Source organism: Egbenema bharatensis FJBBOT/2019 (genome assembly GCF_048077055.1).
Lineage (GTDB): Bacteria > Cyanobacteriota > Cyanobacteriia > Elainellales > Elainellaceae > Egbenema > Egbenema bharatensis.
The window spans coordinates 7,343,327-7,366,318 of sequence record NZ_CP182236.1 but is presented as its reverse complement, the minus strand read 5'-3'; the positions used below and the strand labels follow the sequence as shown (position 1 = coordinate 7,366,318).

The following is a 22,992-nucleotide window of genomic DNA, read 5'->3' as shown; positions in this document are numbered from 1 at the left end:
AATCCCTCTGAAGGAATACTTCTTAGTTTAACGGTCAATTGCCGATCGCTCCACTTCAAATCGTTCTCCAGGATTTGGGGCAATTACCTGCGTTGCATACTGCTTTTGCACCAGCAACCTCCGGAATTCCTCCACACTCCCTTCTTCCGTAATCAACGGCCCAATCAATCCTTCAAATTTTACCTGACTACCATTCGCCGTTGGTAGAATGAAGCGCGGCTGAAGCAACTCCACAGCCCGCAGAGCGGATTCTGCCCCCTGCACGATCGCTCCTACCACAGGCAGTTTTGAGGCCACGATAGGCGCGATCACCACATCCACCGGCCCCAGGTTTTGCAGCGTCTCTGAGTGAAAGCCATGGGGTTCGTAGTAAAGTCTGATATTTTCTGAGCGATCGGTGATCAAGTAGCCGTTTTCCGTCAGAAATGGGCCAACCACAGCCCCCGGAACCGCCTGAATCGTAAGGCGATCGGCGATTGTCTGCTCTGCGCCGTGGGGTAGGGGAGTGATGTGCCTGAACCCCAGTTTCTCCACCACCTTAGCAGCGTTAGAGGAAGCCACCACAGGAATCTGACGATCGAGTTGTTGTAGGGTTTCAGGATGGGCGTGATCTTCCAATCCCTGGGACAGCAGAATCAGATCAATGTTTTCAGGAATCGATCGCGGCTGAAGCGAGACTCCCTTCACCAACCAGGGCATATTGCCAAAGACGAGGGCTCCTACTAACCAGGGATCCAGCAAAATCCGCTGTCCCCCCATTTCAATCAGCCAGGCATTATTATCCAGCCACGTTAAATGCATTCCAAAACCTGAAAATCTCCTGATCAGATTTTAACAAAATGTTACGAATGAACCTCTGCCCAATTCGCCCTCAACCAAAATCCAGAATCTAAAATCCAAAATCCAAAATCCAAAATGGCACGAGCCAGCGTCCAACCTGGAAACCGAGTCGTATCATAAAGCATTAATTCGATCGGTTCTGTTGGTTTTACGTAGTTGGCTATGACACACAATTCTTCTAAATCTGGATTAGGTCACTTCCTGGGGCGCGGCTGCCTGGGGCTATTGTCCATCGCCCTGACTGCAACCGTTTCGGTGATTGTGCAGCGATCGTTTGACTGGATGACCCTGACTCCTCAACGACCGGCGATCGTGCCTGCCCTGCCTGGGTCTTCTGAAGCCATCACTCCAGAGGTTCCTGAAGCCAATTCCCAGGAAAATGGGACTCGCCCTCCATTGCCGGAACCCGATCATCCATCTACCGATGGGTCAGGTTCCTCGGTTTCCCCTGATCCGTTTTCTGGCATTGGAACAAATGGGGTAGATTCTGAGACAAATTCCGGAACAAATTCTGGGGCGGATGGAGTCGGAGTACAAATTATTCTGGATGAACCTGCCTCTGGAGCAGCCGATACTGAAACCGCCTCAGATCGTTCCCAATCCGATCCTTCCCCCAGCCGAATCATGCAACAATTTTGGGAAAAGCTGAACCACTAGCACCATGAATTCTGCCCCTCAAACCAACGAGTTTCTCTCCCGTGTAAAGCATCAAATCAAAGACCAGAAAATTCGCTTTGTGCGGGTGCTATGGTGCGACAACGCCAACATGATTCGCGGGAAAGCCTTCCATACCGATTTTCTAGAGGAGCATCAGATTCACGGGGTGAGCATTTCCCAGGCGCAGCAGGCCATTCCAGTCATGTATGATGCGGTGGTGCCGGAAAGCGGGTTGACTCCGGTGGGAGAGGTCTGGTTAGCTCCCGATTGGTCTACGTTTCAGCCTTTGCCCTATGCTCCCGGTCATGCTCGCGTCATGGGTAATATGATCAGTCAGGGGCATCCCTGGAGCCTATGTCCGCGCGGTTTTTTGCAGCGAATGATTGCCGCAGCGGAGACAGAAGGGCTACAAGTCATGGCCGCGTTTGAGAATGAGTTTTACCTGCTGCGATCGGATCAGGAAATGGCTCCAGCCGATCAGACGGCCTTTGCCTCAACCCTGGGCATGGATCAAAATCAGACCGTGATTCATGACATCACCGAAGCTCTGATGGCGCAGGGGATTCCAGTTGAGCGGTACTATCCAGAATCGGGAACGGGGCAGCATGAAATCGCCATTCGCTACACCAATGCTCTGGGAGCCGCCGATCGCCAGATTGTTTTTCGGGAAACGGTGCGAGGCGTAGCCCTGCGGCACCACCTACGCGCCTCTTTTTTGCCAAAGCTATTTGCAGACCAGGCAGGCAGTGGTTGCCATCTCCACTTGAGCCTGTGGCGTGAGGGAAAAAATTTAATTCCAGACGACTCCCAGCCTGGAGAGTTATCCCCGATCGCCCAGCCCTTTGTGGCGGGGCTCCTCTGGCATCTGCCGGCCCTGATGGCGATTACCACCCCCAGTGTCAATTCCTACCGGCGGTTAAAGCCTCATTTCTGGAGTGGAGCCTTTCGCTGTTGGGGAAAGGATAACCGTGAAGCGGCGGTGCGGATTCCCAGCAATCCCACGGCTCCCAGCCCCACGCACATTGAACTTAAAACGATCGATGCGACTGCTAATCCCTATCTGGCTTTGGGGAGCGCTATCGCGGCTGGGTTGAATGGAATACGCCAGGGATTAACCCTGGGAGAACCCGTATCGATTGATCCGGGATACATGCCTGAAGCCGATCGATTGCAGCAGGGGATTGATCGCTTGCCGGAACACCTGGATGAAGCGATCGATCATTTAGCCCACGATCGCCTGCTGCTGGATACCTTAGGCTCTGAACTGGCTCAAGCCTTTCTTGCCGTCCGCCGAGCAGAATGGAATCACCTGAAGGAATTTACCCTGGAGGCGGAAGCGCGATTATTGGTTGAGCGATACTGACCATTCGATCGGCTTTGCTAGTAGACCTCGGTACAGTATTTTTAAGCAAGCTGAAAGCCTGCTCTACGGGTCGTATTATCCGTGACTAGCAATTCGATTCCGCTAATTCACCAGATTCAGCAATCTGGTTTTGCTCGATGAGTTGAGTCAGTCCCGATCGCATTTCATCCGTCAGGGCTTGAGCGTTCTGCTTCACGTTCCCTTGCAAATACTTTGAAACCTCGATCGGTTTTCCGATAGAAACATTTACCTTGCATCCCCATTTGGGAATCGGCGGATTGTAGTCAAGGTTAACCGGCACAATTTTGACGTTTAGATCGGGCTGACTTGCTCCTGCCTGAATCGCCAACCTGGCCAGACCTGGCTTCAGGGGATGCAGTTCCTTATCTCGGAAAATGCCACCCTCTGGGAAAATCACCATCATCTCCCGGTTTTGCAACACTTCCACCCCATGCCGCAGACTGCCAATGCCAGGATTACGGGGATTGACGGGAAACCCACCCAAGCGACGAATCAGCCAGCCCTGGAACCCTTTCACCTCATCTGAGGTCACCATAAAATGTATGTCTCGTCCTGTGGCAAACCGGCCGGCAGCGTAAGGAACCAGCAGGGCATCCCACCGCGATCGATGCGTTGGAGCCAGGATAACCGGCCCATCCTCAGGAATGTTCTCTTGCCCGGTAATACGCATCCGAAAATAGGCGGGTAGCACAAACCAACAGCCTAAGAAATAAACGATGGGAGTTAACCAGGGTGAAAAGCGAGACTGAACAGCGGAGGAAGTAGGAGAGGACACGGTCGGTTGAGTGAAGTTATGGAGTCGGAGCAGAACCATAGAAACCAGATTTGTGTGCGGATGGAGGTTGTCAAAATGTTTCCGTACCTATACCTTAATTGCTGCTATCTTAGCTCTCTTCTATCAGAAGGACAGTTCTGTCGCTGTCTATACCAGGCTATCTATACTGAAGGGGAGGGATGAGGGCAAGGCGTGTAGTATCAAGCATCGCTGCATCCCTGAAATCTTTTTGATTGCTGGATTATTTGCTGGATTATCTGCTGAATTACCTGCCATCCATGACTCGCCCGATTTATCTTGACTGCCACGCCACCACCCCCGTAGACGATCGCGTTCTACAGGCAATGTTGCCCTATTTCACCCAGCAGTTTGGCAATCCAGCAAGTGTCACACACCTGTACGGCTGGGAAGCGGAGGCCGCCGTTCAGCAAGCACGGGAAAAAATTGCGGGAGCGATCGGTGCCATTCCTGAAGAGATTGTGTTTACCAGTGGTGCAACGGAGGCGAATAATCTGGCCATCAAAGGCGTAGCGGAATCCTACTTTGCGAAGGGACGACATTTTGTAACCGTGGCCACAGAACACAATGCCGTTCTTGATCCCTGTCGCTACCTGCAATCTCTGGGGTTTGAGGTGACAGTCCTCCCCGTACAGCCCAATGGGTTAGTGGATCTGGCGCAATTGGAAAAGGCGATTCGTCCAGATACGGTGCTGGTGTCGGTCATGGCGGCGAATAATGAAATTGGCGTACTGCAACCCCTGGCGGAAATTGGGGCTCTCTGTCATCGTCATCAGGTTTTACTTCACACCGATGCGGCCCAGGCGATCGGCAAAATCCCCCTGGATGTGCAGTCTATGCAGATTGATTTGATGTCCCTGACGGCGCATAAAGTCTATGGGCCAAAGGTATCGGGGCCCTCTATGTCCGACGACGGGATCCCAGAGTCAAACTATCCGCCCAGTTGCATGGGGGAGGGCATGAGCGAGGAATGCGATCGGGGACGTTGTATCCCCCCCAGATTGTTGGGTTTGCCGCAGCCGTGGTACTGGGAATTGCCAACATGGCGGTGGAATCTCAACGCATCCAACACCTGCGCGATCGACTATGGCAGTTGCTGCAAGCCCTGGACGGTATTCACTTAAACGGGCATCCCACGCAACGGCTAGCAGGGAATCTCAACATCAGCGTCGAAGGGGTTGATGGTCAGGCGCTTATCCTGGGCCTTCAGCCATTTGTTGCCGTGTCTTCGGGTTCAGCCTGCACCTCTGCCAAGATTGCCCCGTCCCATGTTCTGCAAGCTCTGGGCCGATCGCCAGAACTCGCCTACGCCTCCCTTCGATTTGGCATCGGTCGTTTCAATACAGCAACCCAGATCGAGCAAGTGGCAGCACAGGCGATCGATACGATTCAAGCCCTCCGGCGGGGAGGATCAGCTTAGAATTGTGAAGAAATAACCTGTCAAGCATTCTGCTTTGTTGGCTGAATGGGCTGCGGCTATGATGGCTGAGTGACAGCAAGCTGGGGAACGAACTGGGGAATGGCTGGGGGGGCAAGCCGGGGGATACCCTGGGGGGCAAAAACTGGCCGCGATCGAACTTAGCGGCAGCAATCCGAATATAGGCAGAAACCCACTTAAATAAACTGGCTGTTTCTGGCGGAATTTCTGTCTTACTGAACAAAATAATGGCAAATAGATTTCCTGAAGGTAGCATACCACCAAAGCCTAAAACGGATTGCACTTTGTAAGGCACGACAAATTCCTTTTGGGCTGGAATATAGGGACTGTCTAATGCTTTAGGGACATAGAACACATTAAAGTTCATCCGTGCGGTATCTTCAATCAGCGTCGGAGATGGATCAATGACTGAGCTGACCTCTAAGCCAAACTGTTGAATCAGTTGCAGAATCATGGGCGCGCGATAAACGAAGTCTTCATCCATCAACGGAATCGCCTGATGTCCCTTTGATTCCTGTCTCACATTCCAATATGGCTCATCTCCAGCGGTTGCCAGTAGGGTCAGACATTTGGTCGCTCGTAAAACAGAACGTCCTTTGAGAATGGCTTGGGCTGCCTCCTGCAAGTCTGCTGTCAGTTCGCCATAGGGATGCGTTTTGAAAAATCGAACCAGGGTACAGGACGGTCGCCCAGTTTTGGCATCAATCAAATTCTCGTACAGGTAACGAACAATACGATTCGCCGTTTCTTCCATGCTGCTGGAGTCTGCATCCATATTACGCACCGCGATCGCACAGCGATACATATCAGCTTGAGTAAATGACGTTAGGTTGAACATGGTTAACCTATCCTCCGGAGGGGTTTAACTTTGGTGAAGGAGCAAGGATGTGGAAATATCAATTGTGCAAAGAAGGTGCAGGATTATTCCATCATTCAACCGTTCCCCATCCGTTCAGGAAAGGTTTAATAAGCTTTGATTAAGGTAAAACAGTTCATTACCCTCCCCAGAGCAGCAGAGATCGGACAAATTACGAACAATCTATGCAATGCATTGATTATTTCTATCAGCGGGAGCCGGACGAGTGACAAAAATTGCAGTTGCAAAAATTGCAGTTGCAAAAATTGCAGTTCACCGGGTTTTCTGACTGGGGTGGGACAGCAGACAAACCTCACCCTAATGGATAGATTATCTTCGTTTCAGTAGTCAGCAGCAGGTTGTCTCGGTATAGTGGTCAATATCAGGCGAAAGCACGCGATGCTTCTGCATTTGCCGACCCTGGTAGCTGCTATCTGAGAATTTCTGAAGGGGTTTAGAGTTCAATTTGGATACTGCAATTCCGATCGAATGATCAGATTAGCTATTTAAAAAGAGGAGTGGACGGATCACGTATGTCAATTCATTGGTTGCAAGCTCTCGAAGTTGGAAAGTATCTCGTTTCGCAACGCATCAAAGGACGCAAACGGTTTCCCCTGGTGCTGATGCTGGAGCCTTTGTTTCGGTGTAATTTAGCCTGTAGTGGCTGTGGTAAGATTCAGCATCCCACAGAAATTTTGCGGCAAAATCTATCTCCAGAACAGTGTTTTGCAGCGGTGGAAGAATGTGGCGCGCCGGTTGTTTCAATTCCAGGAGGAGAACCGCTCCTGCATCCTCAGATCGATGAGATTGTGCGAGGACTGGTCGATCGCAAAAAGTTTGTCTACCTTTGCACCAACGGTTTACTCCTGGAGAAAAGCTTGGACAAGTTCCAGCCATCCCCCTACTTTTCCTTCAGCGTTCATTTAGATGGACTGCGAGACTTGCACGATCAATGCGTCGATCGCAAGGGCGTATTTGATACTGCGGTTAAAGCAATTCAGGCCGCCAAGGCGAAAGGGTTCCGGGTCACCACAAATACCACCATCTTTGCCGGGGCCAATCCTCAGGAAATGCAGAAATTCTTTGATTTTCTGACTGAACTGGGAGTGGATGGCATGATGATTTCTCCGGGCTACAGCTACGAGTGGGCTCCAGATCAAGACCATTTTCTGAAGCGAGAGCAGACTCGTGCCCTCTTCCGTGAGATCCTTTTACCCTACAAAACGGGTAAGAAAGCCTGGAACTTTAATCACAGTCCCCTGTTTCTCGATTTTTTGCTTGGCGAGAAGGACTACGAATGTACTCCCTGGGGCAGCCCCAGCTACAGCGTTCTGGGTTGGCAAAAACCCTGCTATCTGCTGAATGAAGGCCATTACGCAACCTTTCAGGAGTTGCTGGAACTAACGGATTGGGAACAGTACGGCTCTAAGAGCGGCAATCCTAAGTGTGCGGACTGTATGGTGCACTGTGGCTATGAACCGACGGCAGCCCTGGATGCGATGGAACCGACCAATATCGGACGATCGATCGGGGCTTTGCTGGGAATGGGGACATAACTGGCTCTGGGAACTTCCTCTATCCACAACCTCTGTTCAGACCTCAAATCAGGCTGGGTTGGTTTCTGCTGCATCTAATGTCCAGTTAACAGGGCTTTAACGAAGCCTCACAAATCTTTCCTGGCATTTGCTCTAGACTCAAAGTAGAGAACCTGATGTGACTTGACCGCTTCTATTGTCAATTGCAGTAACAATCCAGCCTCCACAGGTTCAGGAGCAGACTGATGAAATCGATCACTTCCCCTCCTACTGGCCCTGCCTCCCCGCAGGTCGCCTCCCGCGATCGCCATGCCTTTCCCTGGAGTATTGTATTGCTCCTGGGAACGCTCACCGCTGGTGCTGTCGTATCCGCTTATTATATTGCCCGTTCCGATTTAGAAGAAATCCCACCTCCAGCAACGCAGCAACTGCCAGCGGCTACCGTCCGATTTAGTGCCCAGGTTCAGGGGGTTGAACGCGCCGTAGTCGCTTCGGCATCGGGTCAAATCCAGTGGATGATTGCCCAACCGGGTGAAGCCGTCCGACGTGGGCAGGCGATCGCCCAACTGGATGATGCGCAACTGATGGCTCAGTTGAATACCGTCCAGGCTCAACTAGCGACAGCGGTGCAACAAGAACATCAGGTTGAGGCAGAGCGAGAAGCCTTGAGAAAAGATCTCTGGGATGCCTATCTGGCACTGTATCCAGAAGATCGGGTCGTGGATGAGCAGGTCAGAAATGCCGATCGAGAGATTGTGAGCGTTGAAGCCCAACTGGCCACAGCGAGAGCCGATTTGGAGCGGGCAAGAACAGCGGTCGCCAACACTAGCAATCCCGACTATGCCAACTCGCAGTTTTATCAAAACCAGCAACGACGGCTTACGCAATTGGAGGCACAGGTACGTGGTCTGGAACAACAATTGCGGTTAGCCCAAGGCAGTTGGGTACGTGCGCTCAGTAGCAGTCTAAGCCCCTACATTAGTAGTCCGGAACTCGATCGCCTGCGAAACCAATGGGTTGAGGTGCTTGCCAGATTGTCAGATGCCAAGGAGCGAGCGTTCCAATTGCGGGTACAACAGCATGACCTGGAAGCCCAACGATCGGCTTTGACGGTTGTTAGTCCGGTGGATGGCGTGGTCAGCCATCATTTCGTGGAGCCAGGAGCCACCGTTCAGCCCGGACAGCAACTTGTATCGATCGCAGTGAGGCTAGACCGGGTTGATCTGGAAGGAACCGGTCTGCAAGGGGCAATCGATCAACTCCAAGCCGGGCAGCACGTCAAGGTTTTTCTGGATCTGCACCCCAATCATCCCCTGCAAGGTCAAGTTGTGGCCGTGAATCCGCTGGATCTTGCCCAGTCTCAAGTCGCTAATATAGGCGATCGCACCCAACCCGCCACTGGAATTAAGCTGCATATTTACAATCCCAACGTGTTTGTCATGCCTGGTCAATCCATTGAGGGCACTATCGTACTCAATCCTAACCGCCAGTAATACCTCGCCACTCCTTCTTACTCTCAGCTTGTCGCTACATAAACAACCGCAATTTCGCGGTTGTAGAATTTGAAATCCGAATTGTCCAGTTAGGGCTTGATCATCTTCTAATAATCCGCTTCAGCCTCAATTTTGAGTATTTTTTAGAATTTTTCAAATCTTCCCGGATTTATCTTTCAGTCCCAGAAGCAGTGAATGTAATCACTGTTACGGTTGCGATCGTTCGTTGAGTTTTCTACCGAAAGCACAAACCAAATTCGATGCAGGGTTTGCTGTTACACCCAAGAAATACTGAAGTGTAATCGCCTCGACGCACTCTAAATTTCTGCTCTCGGATGCTCTCCCAAATAGGGTGAGCGCAGTTTCAGTGATTCACCACGGCTGAAGCCTAATTTAGGCTGTTTGCGGTTTGCATCTCTTCGTAAAACAAATTATTTAGCAATAAGGAGAAATGTTCATATGGCAACCATTTTGGGTACGTCTGGAGCAGATACTTTGTTGGGTACTGCAGGAGATGACATCATCCTGGCAGATGCAGGTGCAGATTATATCTATGTTGAGTTTGGCAACAACCTGATTGATGCTGGTGCTGGTAATGACTATGTCGAAGCTGGGGACGGCAACGACACGATCAACGGTGGGAACGGGAATGATACCGTGTTTGGTGGGGAAGGAAATGATTCCATTCTGGGCGGACTCGGCAACGATGTGCTCTATGGGGATGGTGGCAACGATGTGTTACAGGGAGAAGCTGGGGATGATTACCTGGATGGGGGAGCAGGCGATGATATCCTCCTTGGGGATGCTGGAAACGATACCTTGATTGGTGGATTGGGTTCAGATTTCCTGTCTGGTGGCGAAGGCGATGACGTTATCAACTCCCATGAAGTCCGACGGAGTGGGCGTTTGCTTGAGCGGGATGAAATGTACGGGGGGGCTGGCACCAACACCTTTAACCTGTTTACAAACTACAGTGGGGGACGACGTGCCCGGACTCCTGCGGCCAGACCTGGCTCCACAACCGGCGATCAGGCCTTTTCGATTATTTGGGACTTCAAAGTAGGGGAAGATGAGCTTAACTTGCTCAATCGTCGTAGAGATTATACGTTTGAAGACGGCAACTTTGCTAACCGGGGGGCACGAACCGTAGCGGATACCTTTGTGACCCTTCAGGGAAATCTTGTGGCAGTAATTGTTGATGCCAGAGTGCGGAGAGCAAATGTGGGACAGGTTGGCTTCAGTGCCCCATCCCCTGACCTTACGCCGGATACTGAGATCTAAGTGCCGCTAATATAACTCAAAAAAGAGCCATCCCCCTTGTACACTGTTAATTCCGTGAAGCAGGCATCTTATCGCTAAGGAATGCGAACTGAATAATCTGGAATTCTTGTGGAGTGGGCAGCGTTTCGACTGAGCTCAAGCCGAAGTCTTGCCTGCCCAGTCAACGAAGTAAAACGCTTTACAGGTTATTTAATTCATGATCCTAAGGGTGCTGTTGACCTACAGTTGCACAGTCAGAAGGGATGTACCCAAACAAGATATCTGGGGGTTAGACATTGAGTCTGCTCCCAGATTCTTTGCAATCAGCTCATCGGCATTTGGTACGCTATTTTAGAGAATTGCCATACGCCAATGCATGATGCTTTTGCTCCTATCTCTTTTCTTGATCCTAATCACAGGTTCGATCGTTTTTTATCTCGCTTGCGCCGTTTTTACCTGGCGTTTTTTTGTATCATCGCCCTCAGGGGGGGATCTGCGATCGACTCCTGGCGTTTCTATTTTGGTTCCGGTTTGTGGGTTAGATGAGGGAGCCTGGGAAAACTGGACTGCCCTCTGCCAGCAAGATTATCCCGATTATGAAGTGTTGTTTGGCGTAGTTGATCCGACTGATCCTGCCGTTCCGACCCTCAAACAGCTGGCTGAAACTTTTCCCGATCGAGTTCGCCTGTTCGTGGGGTTAGAACCGCGTGGCGTAAACCATAAGGACAGCACCCTCACCTACTTGCTGGAAGAAATGCGCTACGAGTGGATTGTTTTCGTCGATAGTGATATCCAGGTCAGTCCAGACTACATTCGCACCGTTACGGATCCCTTAGCGGATCCTCAGGTGGGCATGGTGACTTGTGCCTTCCTGGGACACAATCCGCAATTTATGGGTGCAGCCCTGGCCTCATTGGGTCGCTGCTGCGAGTTTATTCCCAGTGCCTTAATTGCGCGGGCAATGGATGGAGGGCTACGGTTTGCCGTGGGAGCGACGATCGCCATGCGGCAGGATGCCCTGATTGCAGCCGGAGGGCTTCAGTTAAACCGAATTGGCTCTGATTATAACCTGGGAAAACGCACAGCCCAGGCAGGCTACCGGGTAGAGTTATCCCACTACTTACTGGAATCAGACACGGGACGGGAAACCATCCGCCAACTGTTTCAGCGCGAACTTCGCTGGGCCAGAACCATTCGTTTCAATCGAGGTGCAATCTACTACACAATCATCTTTTGCTATGGTGTGGTATTTTGCTTACCACTCTTGCTGATCACAGGTTTTCAACCCTGGGCTGTGATTTTGACTTTAATCACGATCGCCGTCCGGCTCATGCAAGCGATTCTGTCTATGGTGCTCTTGAACTGTCCTAAACTCCTGCGCTGGCTCTGGCTTTTGCCCCTCAGAGATGGTTTAAGTCTCGTCATCTGGGCCCTTGGCGCATTGGGCAGCAAGGTTCACTGGCGCGGTCGGTGGCTCCGGATTGAAGGCGATGGTCTAATCAAACCATTGTCCTGAAGTCCCCGATTCCCAACTTCCACCTTTCTACTCCCACCTTTCTACTCCCGAAGCCCAAAATGGAAATTCCTGCAAAACCCTATCCCTACCCTCTTCCCTCCCCCCATCAAGTGGCACTCCTGATTATCGATATGCAGCGCGACTTTATCGAACCAGGGGGATTTGGGGATGCTTTAGGTAATGAAGTCGGTCGGTTGCGATCGATTATTCCCAACGTGCAGCGGTTGTTGACGGCCTTTCGTCGTTACCAACTGCCGATCTTTCAAACTGTGGAAGGGCATCAACCAGACCTATCCGATTGTCCGCCCTCCAAGCGCGATCGCGGTCATGGCAGTCTGAAAATTGGTGATACTGGCCCCATGGGACGGATTTTGGTGTTGGGAGAACCTGGAAATCAGATCATTCCTGAACTGGCTCCATTACCCGATGAAGTCATCATTCCCAAACCGGGCAAGGGGGCATTTTTCAACACCTCCCTGGAAGCGCACCTCCAGGAAAAAGGCATCACCCACCTGCTGATTACTGGAGTCACCACTGAGGTCTGCGTTCAAACCACCATGCGTGAAGCCAACGATCGCGGCTATGAGTGTCTGCTCGTTGAAGATGCTACTGAAAGCTACTTTCCCGCCTTCAAGCAAGCAACCCTGGAAATGGTCTGCGCCCAGGGTGGAATTGTTGGTTGGGTCGGCACTACGGATGATGTACTATCCTGCCTGGATCGTCTCACCATTGGCACCCCCGCACCTCAATCCCCAACTCTCCCTACCGCAACAATGATGCGCCCCCCGGACGAACAATCCGTAACCGCTGTGTGACTGTAGTAATGCCGTCTTCCCGGATCAAAACCGCTGAGATCCAGTGGCTATCGGGAGCGGCAGGCGCACGACCCAGCTTGAACAGTCCCCCGGATGACAGGACTTCCAGCGAAATTGGCACTGCCGCAAAATAGCCCTCTGACTGCACTCGTTCATCGATCGCCGCTCCGAGTAACAGCCGGTTGCCGAGAGGCTCCTGAACGATTGCATCAAATTCAAACGTTTGCCCGATCGATACCTGTTCCGGCAAAAGTACTTCAACCACTGGCGGACTGTCGCCAATCATCACCTGGGTTTGCTCAGACAAAATTTCTTGCTCAACAATCAGGGAATTTTCCAACCGCTGTCGGGAGGTAATGGTGGAGTTCAACGTCTGAGGACGATCGGCATTGGATTGACTCCCCGTAATGGTGGTGGTGGTTTCAATCACGATCGCCAGCCCATCTGCCTCCCAGGAATTGAGCTGCGTCTGGTAAGTCAGGTTGGGATATCGCTCCCAGAGTTCTGCCAGGTTTTGCTCCAGATTCTCATAGGTCAACCCGTCAGAGGTTCGGAAGTTGGGGCTATAGAAGCGCAAAACTGTTTCCAGATCAGCTTGATTGGCCGCCGCATCAATTTGAGTCAGCGTTTCCACAATTTCAGCCGGAGCTGTACCGTCTGCGGACTGAGCCATCTCCAATCGATCGCCCGGCACACCAGGAGCGACTTGTGCCGAAACTCCTCCCGCCCAACTCACCATCAAACCCAGCAGAACCGACGGAACCCAGCGCAAGGTTTGACCCATAAAGGATTGACGTTGGGGTCGAGATATTCGGGATATCAGAGAACCCGCAGATCTAGCAGAAAAGGAGGCGATCGAGGTGGGGTGGTGCATAGGTATGGGCCAGGTCTGTCTAATCGAGAGCTGTCATTACGTGATTTGCAGCTTAACAAATTTCAGCCAGTTTAACGCCTCTTTTTTCGCGCCTTTTTTCGAGGATTGTCAGCCAAATTTTGATGAAGTTCACAATTTGTAACGACTGTTTCGCCCCATACTGCAACACTTCAAACTCTTGTAAACTAGAACACAAGAATGAGAATACTGTGTCTGGGTTCTGGGGCAAATTAGCATCTGGGACTCAGTTTTTTGGGATATTAGCTTTTTGGGATATTTTAGTTGGGATATCAGTTGGGGGTATCCTGCTTTAGAAATCACTGACAGGCAGGCAAGATACCTGCGCTACGGGAATCGATCGCACCCCATCAAAATTCTCAGAAATAATGATCCACTTGCAGCAAAAAGGTGCAAAATCTAGACGCGAAACCTTAAAATCTGAAAGCGATTTGCTACGGAGAATCCCCTTGGCTACAACCGCCGGATCATCAACCTCTTCTCGCCCCAAGCTGTTGGTCGCTGCCAGCGGAACTGGAGGACATTTGTTTCCAGCCCTGGCAACGGTTGAACAACTGCCGGATTACGACATTGAGTGGTTGGGAGTCCCCGATCGCCTGGAAACGCAGCTTGTGCCCGATCGCTATTCACTTCACACGATCGCGGTGACAGGATTTCAGCAACGGTTGGGCTTGGGAAGCCTGAAGATTTTTAGTCGTCTAGTCGGGTCAATTCTGCAAGTTCGGCAACTCTTGCGACAGGGACAATTTCAGGGCGTATTCACGACGGGAGGATATATTGCAGCTCCGGCCATCCTGGCGGCCCGTTCCCTGGGGTTGCCTGTGATCCTCCATGAATCGAATCTGCTACCGGGTAAAGTCACTCGCTGGCTGAGTCCCTTTTGTCGGGCAGTAGCGATCGGTTTTACGGACTCGGCCCAATACCTGCCCCGTGCCCAAACGGTTCACGTCGGAACGCCAGTCCGTTCTCAATTTCGATCGGCTTTGGCAGAGTCTCAACCGCTGAATTTACCCATTCCTGACGGTGCGCCCTTAATCGTGGTGGTGGGAGGCAGCCAGGGAGCCGTAGCAGTGAATCGGCTGGTTCGTCAGTGTGCCCCTGCCTGGTTTGATGCGGGAATCTGGGTGGTGCATTTGACGGGGGAAAGCGATCCAGAGGCGAAGTCCCTCAGCCATCCCCAATACCTTTCCCTGCCCTTCTATGGGGATATGGCTGGCATTCTCCAACGGGCAAATCTGGTCATCAGTCGGGCGGGGGCTGGCACGCTGACGGAATTAGCAGTGACCCAATCCCCGGCAATTTTGATTCCCTATCCCTACGCCGCCGAAGATCACCAAACCTACAATGCGAAGGCGTTTGCCCAGGCAGGCGCAGCACTTCTGTTTCAGCAGAATGAATTAACAGCCGACCTATTGCAAAGTAAAGTTTTGTATCTGCTGCAATCCCCGGACGTTCTGGGACAGATGGCGGAGGCAATGGGCAAGCTGGCGATCGTCGATAGTGCGGAACAACTCGCTGATTTAATCCAAACGCTGATCAAAATTTAAAGCCTCACCTTATCACGGTTTTTCCTTGTTGCAGTTTCTCCTTGTTGCAGTTTGCAAAAGACTGGGAACGCTAGGTCTAAATGCGATCGGTCATAAATTGCTGCAATGGAGATTCAGGAGATGTTTCAGGAAACATTGAGCGCGTTCGGAAGGATTCAGTACGAGCTGCAAAATAGAATGAGCTGGCTGCGATCGTTGCGCCCACCTGTCTCCCTGGCTGGCTGGTTTACTTTAGCCTTAACCTTCACCCTCACCATCGGATTGCTGCCCGGATGCAGTCCCGGACAAACCGCTAATCTCAAGCCCCTCAAAGTCGGTGTGACCACGTGGCCCGGATTTGACATTATCCTGTATGCCCAGAGCGCAAATTTATTCCAGAAACATGGGTTAGACGTTGAACTCATCCGGTTTGAAAACCAGCAGGATTCTGCCCGGGCCGTATTACGGGGTTCCCTGGATTTGGCCTTTGCTTCCCTCTGGGATACGATGCAGGTCGATCCAGGCAACGATAAACCTGTGTTTATGCTCGTCAGCAACATTTCCCATGGAGCCGATGGCATTGTGGCTCAACCCGGTGTGGCATCGATCGCGGACTTACGAGGCAAGCAGGTGGGGGCAAAACTCAGCACGGTGAATCACCTGATTTTGTTAGAAGCCCTGAAGCTGCATCAGGTTCCACCCTCAGAGGTCAATATTGTCGATGTTTCCAACGAAACGGCTGCCCAAATGATGCGAACCGGACGGCTGGATGCTGCTGTGTTATGGGAACCCATGCTGGGGGAAACGGCTGACGCGATCGATGGTTCGATTCCCCACACCACAGCCGATCTAGATAGCCTGGTGATTGATGGAGTGATGACTCGCTCAGAAGTCTTGCAAACCAAAAAGCCTGAACTGGCTGCATTCGTTGCCACCTGGTTGGATGTGATGCAGGCGATCGATACGACACCGGATACGGTTTTTGCCGCAGTGGGGGAAGCGTTGGGGCAAAGTGGTGAGTCGTTTGGCAGTGATTATGCCGGTTTGAAGAAGGGTGATGTTGTCATGCAGCAGCAGATGTTTCAGCAAGACGGACTCAAAACTGCTAGCACCAGCCTGATTCAGCTATTAGAAGCCGATCCACGGCATGGGCGCATTCCCCGTAACGATATTGAATTCAGCGCAGAACCGTTATCCCTGGCCCTTGAGGAACGAGCGAAATGAAGCACAAGCGCAGCCGTGGGATGACACGGTATGGACTTGAACGAAAAACGAGCTTAGGGCAACAATTGCTGGCAGGCTTTGGTCTATCCATTGCTACAGTAGGAATCTCAACGCTCTGGATCAACCATCGGCTGATTCAGGTTGACTTAGGACGACAGGCAGAAGAACGGGCCCAAACCATTACCCAATCCCTGGAGTTTTCGATAGAGGGCTTGTTGGAGATAGAGGAGCAAAGTATTCTCCGGCGAGTGGTTCAGAACTATGCCACGCTACCCGCAGTGATAGAAATTGCCATCGTTAGCCCTGACGGAAGGACGATCGCCCAAAGTGGACAGATTCCCCACGGTCGTATCTATGCTGAGGTTCATCCTGAACTGATACCCGTTATGGATCAGGCATTAGAAAGGGGAGCCGATGTCAGTCAGGAGATTAAGCTGAATGGTGAGGCTGCATTAGTTCAAATTCTGCCGTTTCAAAGCACGTTGTTTGGCACGGTGGGTCAACGAGGTCTGGCGGTCGTGATTCTGGATCTCCAGCAATTACGGCAGGATGCCGAACAAACCTTCTTGACTTCTACCATTACCCTGGTGATTGGCATCGTCCTACTGCTGCTCTTAATGGCGCGCTTACTCCAACAGCAAGTCCTTCATCCCTTAAACAGCCTGAATCAAGCCGTCAATCAGAGTAAGCGAACGGGGCTATTTACCTTACCGCCAGATCTGCCGCCCAATGAAGTTAGATTTCTGGCGACAACCTTCGATACGGTATTCAAACAGTTAGAAGCCTACGATCAGTTGCAGGCAGAAATTACCCAACGTCGGCAGGTGGAAGCGATATTGCGGGAAAGTGAAGCCAGGGAGCGGCAGAAGTCGAATCAGCTAGAAGCCACCGTTCAGGAACTCCGCAAAGCCCAAACGCAGTTAGTTCAAAGCGAAAAAATGTCTAGCTTAGGGCAACTGGTAGCAGGGGTCGCTCACGAAATCAATAATCCCGTGAATTTTATTCATGGCAACTTACACCATGCCAATCACTACATCGAGGATTTGCTCGATCTGCTTCGCCTGTACCAGCAATGCACTCCGCCCATCCCGACCATTCAAGACAAAGAAGAAGAAATTGATCTGGACTTTCTTCAGTCGGATTTACCCAAATTGCTCGCTTCTATGAAAGTGGGGGCCGATCGCATTCGGGAAATTGTCCAGTCGTTGCGATCGTTCTCGCGGTTGGATGAAGCCGAAGTCAAAGATGTGGATATCCACGAAGGGTTGGATAGTACGCTGATGATTCTGCATAACCGCTTGAAGGCAAAATCTGATCATCCCCCCATTCAAATTATCAAAGACTATGCCCAACTGCCCAAGATTGAATGCTACGCAGGGCAACTGAATCAGGTCTTCATGAATATCCTAAGTAATGCGATCGATGCATTAGATGAACAAAATATGCAGCGATCGAAACAGGACATAGCAGCTCAGCCCAGCCAGATCACCATTCAAACCCGGCCGATTCAAGACGATCGGATCGCCATCCATATTATTGACAATGGCCCAGGAATGCCAGCACCCGTACAGCAGCGATTGTTTGATCCCTTTTTCACTACAAAACCCGTTGGTAAGGGAACGGGCATGGGCATGTCCATCAGCTACCAGATTGTGACCGATCGCCACCAGGGAAGCCTGCACTGTATTTCGGCGATCGGGCAGGGCACGGAGTTTGTGATTGAAATTCCGGTGCAGCAGACAAATTCCAGGGCGATCGGGATCGGTACGGAGGGGGCAGGGGTCAGTACGAAATCAGAATAGGGTTAGGTTACCGCTGCACCTTCGTTGAAATTTCACTGAATACAGTCGTTCAAGCTGCTTTTGTAAAGAAAGAAACAAGAGCAGCCAGTTTTGGTATCAATTAGTACGGATCAGTGTTCTACTATAAAAAGTAAAGCGAAATACTGAACATAGATGGGAGCATCTCACCGATGCACATCTCACCAATGCAAATGAGTTGGGCGCATCCCATTCATGCAATTTGAGACACGGACAGTTTAGATCCCTCCTACCCCCTGAAAAAAGGGGAGAACCGGATCGAAGTCCCCCTTTTGAAGGGAGATCTAGGGGGATCTAAATACCTGAATATTTGACAGATCACTTCTCAAACATTCTATAAGATTGATGCCTGAATTTCGATCAATTCTAGCAACTAATCTCAACTTTCAAATTTAATCTTTACTAATCTGATAGAGTGTATCTCAATTTTGAATTTATGCTATGTATATTTCATTGGCAGGCAAGATGCCTGTGCTACAGAAATCACTCGTTTTGCATTAATGAGATGCTCCCGTTATGAATCCTTACCAGGACTGGTTTAGGAATGTAAATTAAATAACCCGTGCAATCATTCTACCTCTTTAGACTGGGCAGCAAGTTGCCTACCCCACAAGAATTACAGGTTATTCAATTTGCATCCTTCAGGATATTCAGTCCTTGAAGCAGAATCGCTGATAAATCTCAAATAAATCTTCAAAAAGCAAAAATTATTTTATCAATTTTATCAACGTGACTTCAGGAATTATTCTACGGATATAAACGAATAAATCCCCGTAGTTCACCATTAGTTCATAGAATTAAATAAGCTGATTAAATTCAGATGAAATCAATCAAAAAATCAGTTTTTTCCCTGATGCTTTTTGAAATTCCCTGTAGAGTCAAAAGAAGCAGGATTTTGAAGCTCCTTCCCTTTCGTTGCAGCTCTTGATTCTCTCCCTTCGATCGTTGTCTACCCATCTTTTTATTGACACTCAAAACAACACATCATGGTATTAAGACTTACAGAAGCTGAAGCAAATCAATCGGGATTCGTACTGTTTCGCAATACCGTTGATTCCAATCAAGGGCTTTCCATCACCTTTGATTTCTTTATGTATGGTGGAACATCTTCCTTGGGTGGAACGACTGGTGGTGATGGCATCAGCTTTTTCTTTGTTGATGGCACACAACTACCGACCCAGAGTGGAGGGCTGGGAGGTTCCCTGGGGTATGCTCAAAACATTGGATTTCAGCAGCCTGGCTTAAGGGGAGGCTATCTGGGAATTGGATTTGATGCATTTGGCAACTTCTCTTCCACTTTAGGTGAACGGATTGGTGGCCCTGGACAAAGATCCAATTCGATCGCTGTGCGGGGCAGTGAAGCAACCGCCTACAACTACCTGGGCGGAACTGAGTCCTTAAATCAAATTCAGCTCGATAACATTGCTCCGGGCGCAAACCGCGACAACTCCCGCCGGACCGCTAACATTACGCTGGATCAAAATGGCAATCTCACCGTTTCATTAGATTTAAACGGAAATGGTAGAACCGATGATCCCGACGAAAAGGTGCTTGAACTGAACATCCGCGATGCTGGAAATGAAGCATTGCCTCCCCTTTTCCGCTTTGGGTTTGCCGCAGGCACAGGAGCCGCAACGAACATTCACGAAGTCGATAATTTTAGAGTAACAACGCTGGACGGCACTCCGATCGATGTGTCCTTTGAAGATCGGCTGATTACTGGGGGGGTTGGCTCAGGCGGAAGCGGAACGACTGGTGGTGGTGCTGGAATTGGTTCAGGAACAGGGGGCAGCAATCCGGCTCGTCCCAGCCTGGTGGGTGGAGTCGGCAATGACCTCCTCGTAGTTACGCCGATCACCGGACGACCCATTGCAGACGGTGGAGCGGCGGGTCTCCCCCCTGGTTCAGCTCCCGTCGGTGCAGATGTAACGGGTGGCGGTGGTGCTGACCTGTTCATTTTCTCTGGTCCCAACCGGAGAGCGGCACTCCGGACTTCTACAATTCGTCGCCTGACCCGGATTACAGATTTCAACCAGCGGGAGGGCGATCGCATCAAGCTCGACTTTGACAACAATCTGGACACGATTGAACGTCCCAGAAGATTTTTTAATGCAGGACGGTTTAAAGGTAGAAATCTGAATCGGGCAGTGCGCAGCGCGTATGCAGACAAAGACTTCCGACGCAAAGGCAACCAGGCCCTTCGTCCCAATGAAGCAGTCTTCTTCCGCATGGGCAGCCGATCGTTCATCTCGGTTAATGATGGCAATCGCTCCTTCTCCCCTGCCAATGACTTTTTAGTTGAAGTGACAGGCATTCAGGTGCGTCCTGGCGATTTACGTCGTGGTGTGCTGCCAGCTGCTCAGTACTTTGCCTAGTGAGTCTTGGACTAGCGAGTTTTAGCCCATCCGATTAAACGTTCTGGATCGATTTCACGGGGATAGAGGAGCCAGCTTCGCTGCCAGGGTTGGATCAAGGTTTGCACCAGGGGCGATCGCTGGCTGATCTCCTGTAACCCCGTACTGGTCAGGAGTTTGATTCCCTGCTGGTAGAGGGTATAGCCCCGGCTGAGGGTTGTGCGGAGTCCAGTATAGTAAAGCGGCTCGAGTCCCAAGGGTTTGAGCCGTTGCTGGACGTTTTCTAGCAATTGCTGCTGATGGTTATCGGAAAGCTGGCTGACATCCAGCGCTTTGAGCAAATCTCGATCGATAAATCGGCGGCAGAGATCCGCCAAAATTGGATCTGCATGGTGCTGCCATCGCTGAAGGTGGTAGATAAATACACCATCATCGGCATCGAGATACTGCTGTAAGGGCAGTTGGTTACAGTCCTGCTGAAGCCATGCCGTCACGATCTCATCCGCGTTCAGCTTGCCCATGGCTAACAATTCTTTGGCCCGATGAAAGGCGCGCTCCAGTACCCAGGTGGCCGCCAGGTTTTTGGGATGGTTATACACCTGGGCATACATGAAGTACCGCACAATCAGGTAATGCTCGATCGCTGCCATGCCCTTCTCTGCTACCACAAGCTGCTGACTATCCGGGTCATACCGCAGAGCCATCAGGATCCGATCAAGATCCAGCCGACCATAGGAAGCTCCAGTAAAGTAGCTATCCCGCATCAAATAATCCAACCGATCGCAGTCTAGCTGGCTGCTGACCAACTGCCAGACCAGGGGAATCGGATGCTGTTTCTGGTAAACCTGCTGAATCTGATCTAGCAACGCTGGATCAAAGCCGTGAATGAGGCGAAAAATGGGTTCCGACTCATGCAGAATTCGTAGCGTCCAATGTTCGTGCTGGCTGCCAAAGATTTCTTCGCAGGTGTGGCTGAAGGGGCCATGGCCCAGGTCATGAAGCAGGGCCGCGCAGAGCACTACCGATCGGTAAGGTCGAATTTGGGGATGGGTTTGGGCCAGGCGATCGAAGGCTCGACGGGCGATCGCCATTACGCCGAGGGAATGGGTAAACCGGGAAGACTCTGCCCCGTGAAACGTGACGCTGGCCGCCGAGCTGCCGAATCCGCCGCAAACGCTGGCAGGCAGGAGTGTCAATCAGTTGAATCAGCAGAGCCTCCGTCGGATCACCCTGGCTTAAGGAAATGGCTCCGTGCAAAGGATCATGATAGGTACGTCCCACGCTAGGCAGCATCAGCGACCACCGAGGGTTGAGTCAGTAACTCGATGGCGGCTTGATACTGGCGATCGGCTGCGGTTGCAATTTGGTCACGGGTAATGGAATCGAGAGGCACGACCAGATCTGGAATAATCCCCTGACGATTAATGTCATGATGGGCAGGCGTTTCATACCGGGCGATCGTCACCGCTAACCCTGAGCCATCGGACAAGCTGAAGAGGGATTGAATCAAGCCCTTGCCAAACGTGCGTTCTCCAACTAAACGAGCACGACCGTTATCCTGTAATGCGCCCGCTAAAATCTCGCTGGCACTGGCCGTTCCCTGATTCACTAACACAATCAGCGGATCATCCGTCAGGGCAGCTCCACTGGCGGTAAAGCTATCTTGAATGCCGTTGCGGTTGACGGTAAAGACGATCGTGCTATTCTCCAACCAGAGCCGCGCAATATCGATTCCCGCCTGGAGTAATCCCCCCGGATTGCCACGCAAATCTAAAATGTAGCCGTTGGCATCTTCCGCCTCCAACTGCTGAATGGCGTTTTCCAGTTCTACCGCTGCGTTGGCATTAAACTGGCTCAGGCGAATGTAACCCACCTTTTCGCCCTCAGGAAGAACTCGCAAATCTGCGTACACCGGGTTCAGGCTGATTCGATCCCGCACGACTGGAATCTCTTCGACTTCCGTTGCATCGGCATGAACCACACTGAGGATCACCTTGCTGCCGATCGCTCCCCGCATCCGCTCTGCCGCTTCATCCAGAGTTAGATCCACCGTCGGAATCCCATCAATTTTGAGAATGCGATCGCGGGGCAGCAATCCAGCCTGTTCGGCGGAGACCCTTCAATGGGAGCAATCACCCGCAGTTCTCCCGTTTCGCTGTCCTGGGCGATTTGTAGCCCTACTCCCGTCAATTCGCCAGAAGTATTGGTTTGCAGACTGCGGTACTGATCCGGCTTCAACAACCGCGTAAACGGATCACCCAAGCTCGTCAACATGTCCTGAATTGCCCCGTAGGCTGCTTCCCGATCGTTGAGGGGTTGCCGCAGGGTGCGCTGCCGTACCTGCCACCAGTTTTGATGGTTGAACGTGTCGTCCACGTAAGCGCGATCGACAATTCGCCACACTTCGCCAATCAGTCGCTGCTCCTCTGTAAAGGCATTGGCTGGGGTCATGTTCCCCAACAGCAAAGCACTCAGCAGCAGTAACAATAATCCTATTTGAAGAATCCGATGTCTCATAATGCAATCTTAAAGTGCAGGAGCAGTTGACGGCTATAGGGGGAGTAGAGCAGTAGGGGCAATCACGCTTCG

The 22,992-nt window shown here is 51.3% G+C and carries 15 protein-coding genes and 3 pseudogenes; 12 read left to right on the top strand and 6 right to left on the bottom strand.

What is annotated here, in order from left to right:
* Nucleotides 1-27 precede the first annotated feature (27 nt).
* Complete coding sequence (locus ACM1PF_RS34220; protein WP_416671033.1) at nt 28-801, bottom strand: MBL fold metallo-hydrolase; 774 nt, start codon at nt 799-801, stop codon at nt 28-30.
* A 201-nt stretch (nt 802-1,002) separates the two neighbouring features.
* Here ACM1PF_RS34220 and ACM1PF_RS34215 point away from each other — a divergent pair, with 201 nt between their 5' ends.
* Nucleotides 1,003-1,497 (top strand): hypothetical protein, encoded by a 495-nt coding sequence (locus ACM1PF_RS34215; RefSeq protein WP_416671030.1) that lies wholly within the window; start codon nt 1,003-1,005, stop codon nt 1,495-1,497.
* Nucleotides 1,498-1,501: 4 nt separating this feature from the next.
* On the top strand, nt 1,502-2,860 hold the full coding sequence (locus ACM1PF_RS34210) for a glutamine synthetase family protein (RefSeq protein ID WP_416671029.1): 1,359 nt from the start codon (nt 1,502-1,504) through the stop codon (nt 2,858-2,860).
* A gap of 85 nt (nt 2,861-2,945) precedes the next feature.
* Here ACM1PF_RS34210 and ACM1PF_RS34205 read toward each other — a convergent pair whose 3' ends face one another.
* A complete protein-coding gene (locus tag ACM1PF_RS34205) occupies nt 2,946-3,695 on the bottom strand; it encodes a lysophospholipid acyltransferase family protein (RefSeq protein ID WP_416671027.1) in 750 nt (249 codons plus the stop codon).
* 239 nt (nt 3,696-3,934) lie between these two features.
* Between ACM1PF_RS34205 and ACM1PF_RS34200 the strand changes: the two are divergent.
* Nucleotides 3,935-5,094 (top strand): annotated as a pseudogene (locus tag ACM1PF_RS34200) (cysteine desulfurase family protein).
* Here the strand turns inward: ACM1PF_RS34200 and ACM1PF_RS34195 are convergent.
* Nucleotides 5,012-5,950, bottom strand: coding sequence for a hypothetical protein (locus ACM1PF_RS34195; protein ID WP_416671025.1), 939 nt, complete (start codon nt 5,948-5,950; stop codon nt 5,012-5,014). The pseudogene ACM1PF_RS34200 and the gene ACM1PF_RS34195 overlap by 83 nt on opposite strands.
* Before the next feature lie 551 nt (nt 5,951-6,501).
* Here ACM1PF_RS34195 and hpnH point away from each other — a divergent pair.
* The 5 genes from hpnH (at nt 6,502) to ACM1PF_RS34170 (ending at nt 12,587) form a co-directional block, all read left to right on the top strand.
* Nucleotides 6,502-7,524 (top strand): adenosyl-hopene transferase HpnH, encoded by a 1,023-nt coding sequence (gene hpnH, locus ACM1PF_RS34190; RefSeq protein ID WP_416671024.1) that lies wholly within the window; start codon nt 6,502-6,504, stop codon nt 7,522-7,524.
* 224 nt (nt 7,525-7,748) lie between these two features.
* Nucleotides 7,749-8,996, top strand: a complete 1,248-nt coding sequence (locus tag ACM1PF_RS34185) for an HlyD family secretion protein (RefSeq protein WP_416671022.1) — start codon at nt 7,749-7,751, stop codon at nt 8,994-8,996.
* Nucleotides 8,997-9,455: 459 nt separating this feature from the next.
* Nucleotides 9,456-10,277, top strand: a complete 822-nt coding sequence (locus ACM1PF_RS34180) for a calcium-binding protein (protein ID WP_416671021.1) — start codon at nt 9,456-9,458, stop codon at nt 10,275-10,277.
* 355 nt (nt 10,278-10,632) lie between these two features.
* Nucleotides 10,633-11,772 (top strand): glycosyltransferase, encoded by a 1,140-nt coding sequence (locus tag ACM1PF_RS34175; protein ID WP_416671020.1) that lies wholly within the window; start codon nt 10,633-10,635, stop codon nt 11,770-11,772.
* 59 nt (nt 11,773-11,831) lie between these two features.
* On the top strand, nt 11,832-12,587 hold the full coding sequence (locus tag ACM1PF_RS34170) for a cysteine hydrolase family protein (protein WP_416671017.1): 756 nt from the start codon (nt 11,832-11,834) through the stop codon (nt 12,585-12,587).
* On the opposite strand, the gene ACM1PF_RS34165 is transcribed toward ACM1PF_RS34170, so the two are convergent.
* The gene (locus ACM1PF_RS34165; RefSeq protein ID WP_416671015.1) at nt 12,535-13,371 is read right to left on the bottom strand and encodes a nuclear transport factor 2 family protein; all 837 of its coding nucleotides are present in this window, start codon (nt 13,369-13,371) and stop codon (nt 12,535-12,537) included. The two genes, ACM1PF_RS34170 and ACM1PF_RS34165, sit on opposite strands and share 53 nt — an antisense overlap.
* Before the next feature lie 551 nt (nt 13,372-13,922).
* Between ACM1PF_RS34165 and murG the strand changes: the two genes are divergently transcribed.
* From murG to ACM1PF_RS34145, 4 genes are all read left to right on the top strand, one after another.
* Nucleotides 13,923-15,026 carry an undecaprenyldiphospho-muramoylpentapeptide beta-N-acetylglucosaminyltransferase gene (murG, locus tag ACM1PF_RS34160; protein WP_416676931.1) on the top strand — a complete coding sequence of 368 codons (1,104 nt, stop codon included), beginning with the start codon at nt 13,923-13,925 and terminating at the stop codon, nt 15,024-15,026.
* 177 nt (nt 15,027-15,203) lie between these two features.
* Nucleotides 15,204-16,229 (top strand): ABC transporter substrate-binding protein, encoded by a 1,026-nt coding sequence (locus tag ACM1PF_RS34155; protein ID WP_416671012.1) that lies wholly within the window; start codon nt 15,204-15,206, stop codon nt 16,227-16,229.
* Nucleotides 16,226-18,031 carry a sensor histidine kinase gene (locus ACM1PF_RS34150; protein ID WP_416671009.1) on the top strand — a complete coding sequence of 602 codons (1,806 nt, stop codon included), beginning with the start codon at nt 16,226-16,228 and terminating at the stop codon, nt 18,029-18,031. Before ACM1PF_RS34155 ends, ACM1PF_RS34150 begins: the two co-directional genes overlap by 4 nt.
* Nucleotides 18,032-19,035: 1,004 nt before the next feature.
* Complete coding sequence (locus ACM1PF_RS34145) at nt 19,036-20,424, top strand: bluetail domain-containing putative surface protein (RefSeq protein ID WP_416671006.1); 1,389 nt, start codon at nt 19,036-19,038, stop codon at nt 20,422-20,424.
* An 11-nt stretch (nt 20,425-20,435) separates the two neighbouring features.
* Here ACM1PF_RS34145 and ACM1PF_RS34140 read toward each other — a convergent pair.
* A pseudogene (locus tag ACM1PF_RS34140) lies at nt 20,436-21,696 on the bottom strand (HD domain-containing protein).
* A pseudogene (ctpA, locus tag ACM1PF_RS34135) lies at nt 21,686-22,920 on the bottom strand (carboxyl-terminal processing protease CtpA). The pseudogenes ACM1PF_RS34140 and ctpA overlap by 11 nt, the downstream one beginning before the upstream one ends.
* Nucleotides 22,921-22,992: the final 72 nt, after the last annotated feature.

Bases quoted from the DNA above. Each gene is read 5' to 3' on its own strand.
- ACM1PF_RS34215 (WP_416671030.1), top strand. From the start codon at position 1,003: ATGACACACAATTCTTCTAAATCTGGATTAGGTCACTTCCTGGGGCGC.
- ACM1PF_RS34220 (WP_416671033.1), bottom strand. From the start codon at position 801: ATGCATTTAACGTGGCTGGATAATAATGCCTGGCTGATTGAAATGGGG.
- ACM1PF_RS34170 (WP_416671017.1), top strand. From the start codon at position 11,832: ATGGAAATTCCTGCAAAACCCTATCCCTACCCTCTTCCCTCCCCCCAT.
- ACM1PF_RS34155 (WP_416671012.1), top strand. From the start codon at position 15,204: ATGAGCTGGCTGCGATCGTTGCGCCCACCTGTCTCCCTGGCTGGCTGG.
- ACM1PF_RS34180 (WP_416671021.1), top strand. From the start codon at position 9,456: ATGGCAACCATTTTGGGTACGTCTGGAGCAGATACTTTGTTGGGTACT.
- hpnH (WP_416671024.1), top strand. From the start codon at position 6,502: ATGTCAATTCATTGGTTGCAAGCTCTCGAAGTTGGAAAGTATCTCGTT.
- ACM1PF_RS34185 (WP_416671022.1), top strand. From the start codon at position 7,749: ATGAAATCGATCACTTCCCCTCCTACTGGCCCTGCCTCCCCGCAGGTC.
- ACM1PF_RS34165 (WP_416671015.1), bottom strand. From the start codon at position 13,371: ATGGGTCAAACCTTGCGCTGGGTTCCGTCGGTTCTGCTGGGTTTGATG.
- ACM1PF_RS34205 (WP_416671027.1), bottom strand. From the start codon at position 3,695: ATGGTTCTGCTCCGACTCCATAACTTCACTCAACCGACCGTGTCCTCT.
- ACM1PF_RS34210 (WP_416671029.1), top strand. From the start codon at position 1,502: ATGAATTCTGCCCCTCAAACCAACGAGTTTCTCTCCCGTGTAAAGCAT.
- ACM1PF_RS34145 (WP_416671006.1), top strand. From the start codon at position 19,036: ATGGTATTAAGACTTACAGAAGCTGAAGCAAATCAATCGGGATTCGTA.
- ACM1PF_RS34175 (WP_416671020.1), top strand. From the start codon at position 10,633: ATGATGCTTTTGCTCCTATCTCTTTTCTTGATCCTAATCACAGGTTCG.
- ACM1PF_RS34150 (WP_416671009.1), top strand. From the start codon at position 16,226: ATGAAGCACAAGCGCAGCCGTGGGATGACACGGTATGGACTTGAACGA.
- ACM1PF_RS34195 (WP_416671025.1), bottom strand. From the start codon at position 5,950: ATGTTCAACCTAACGTCATTTACTCAAGCTGATATGTATCGCTGTGCG.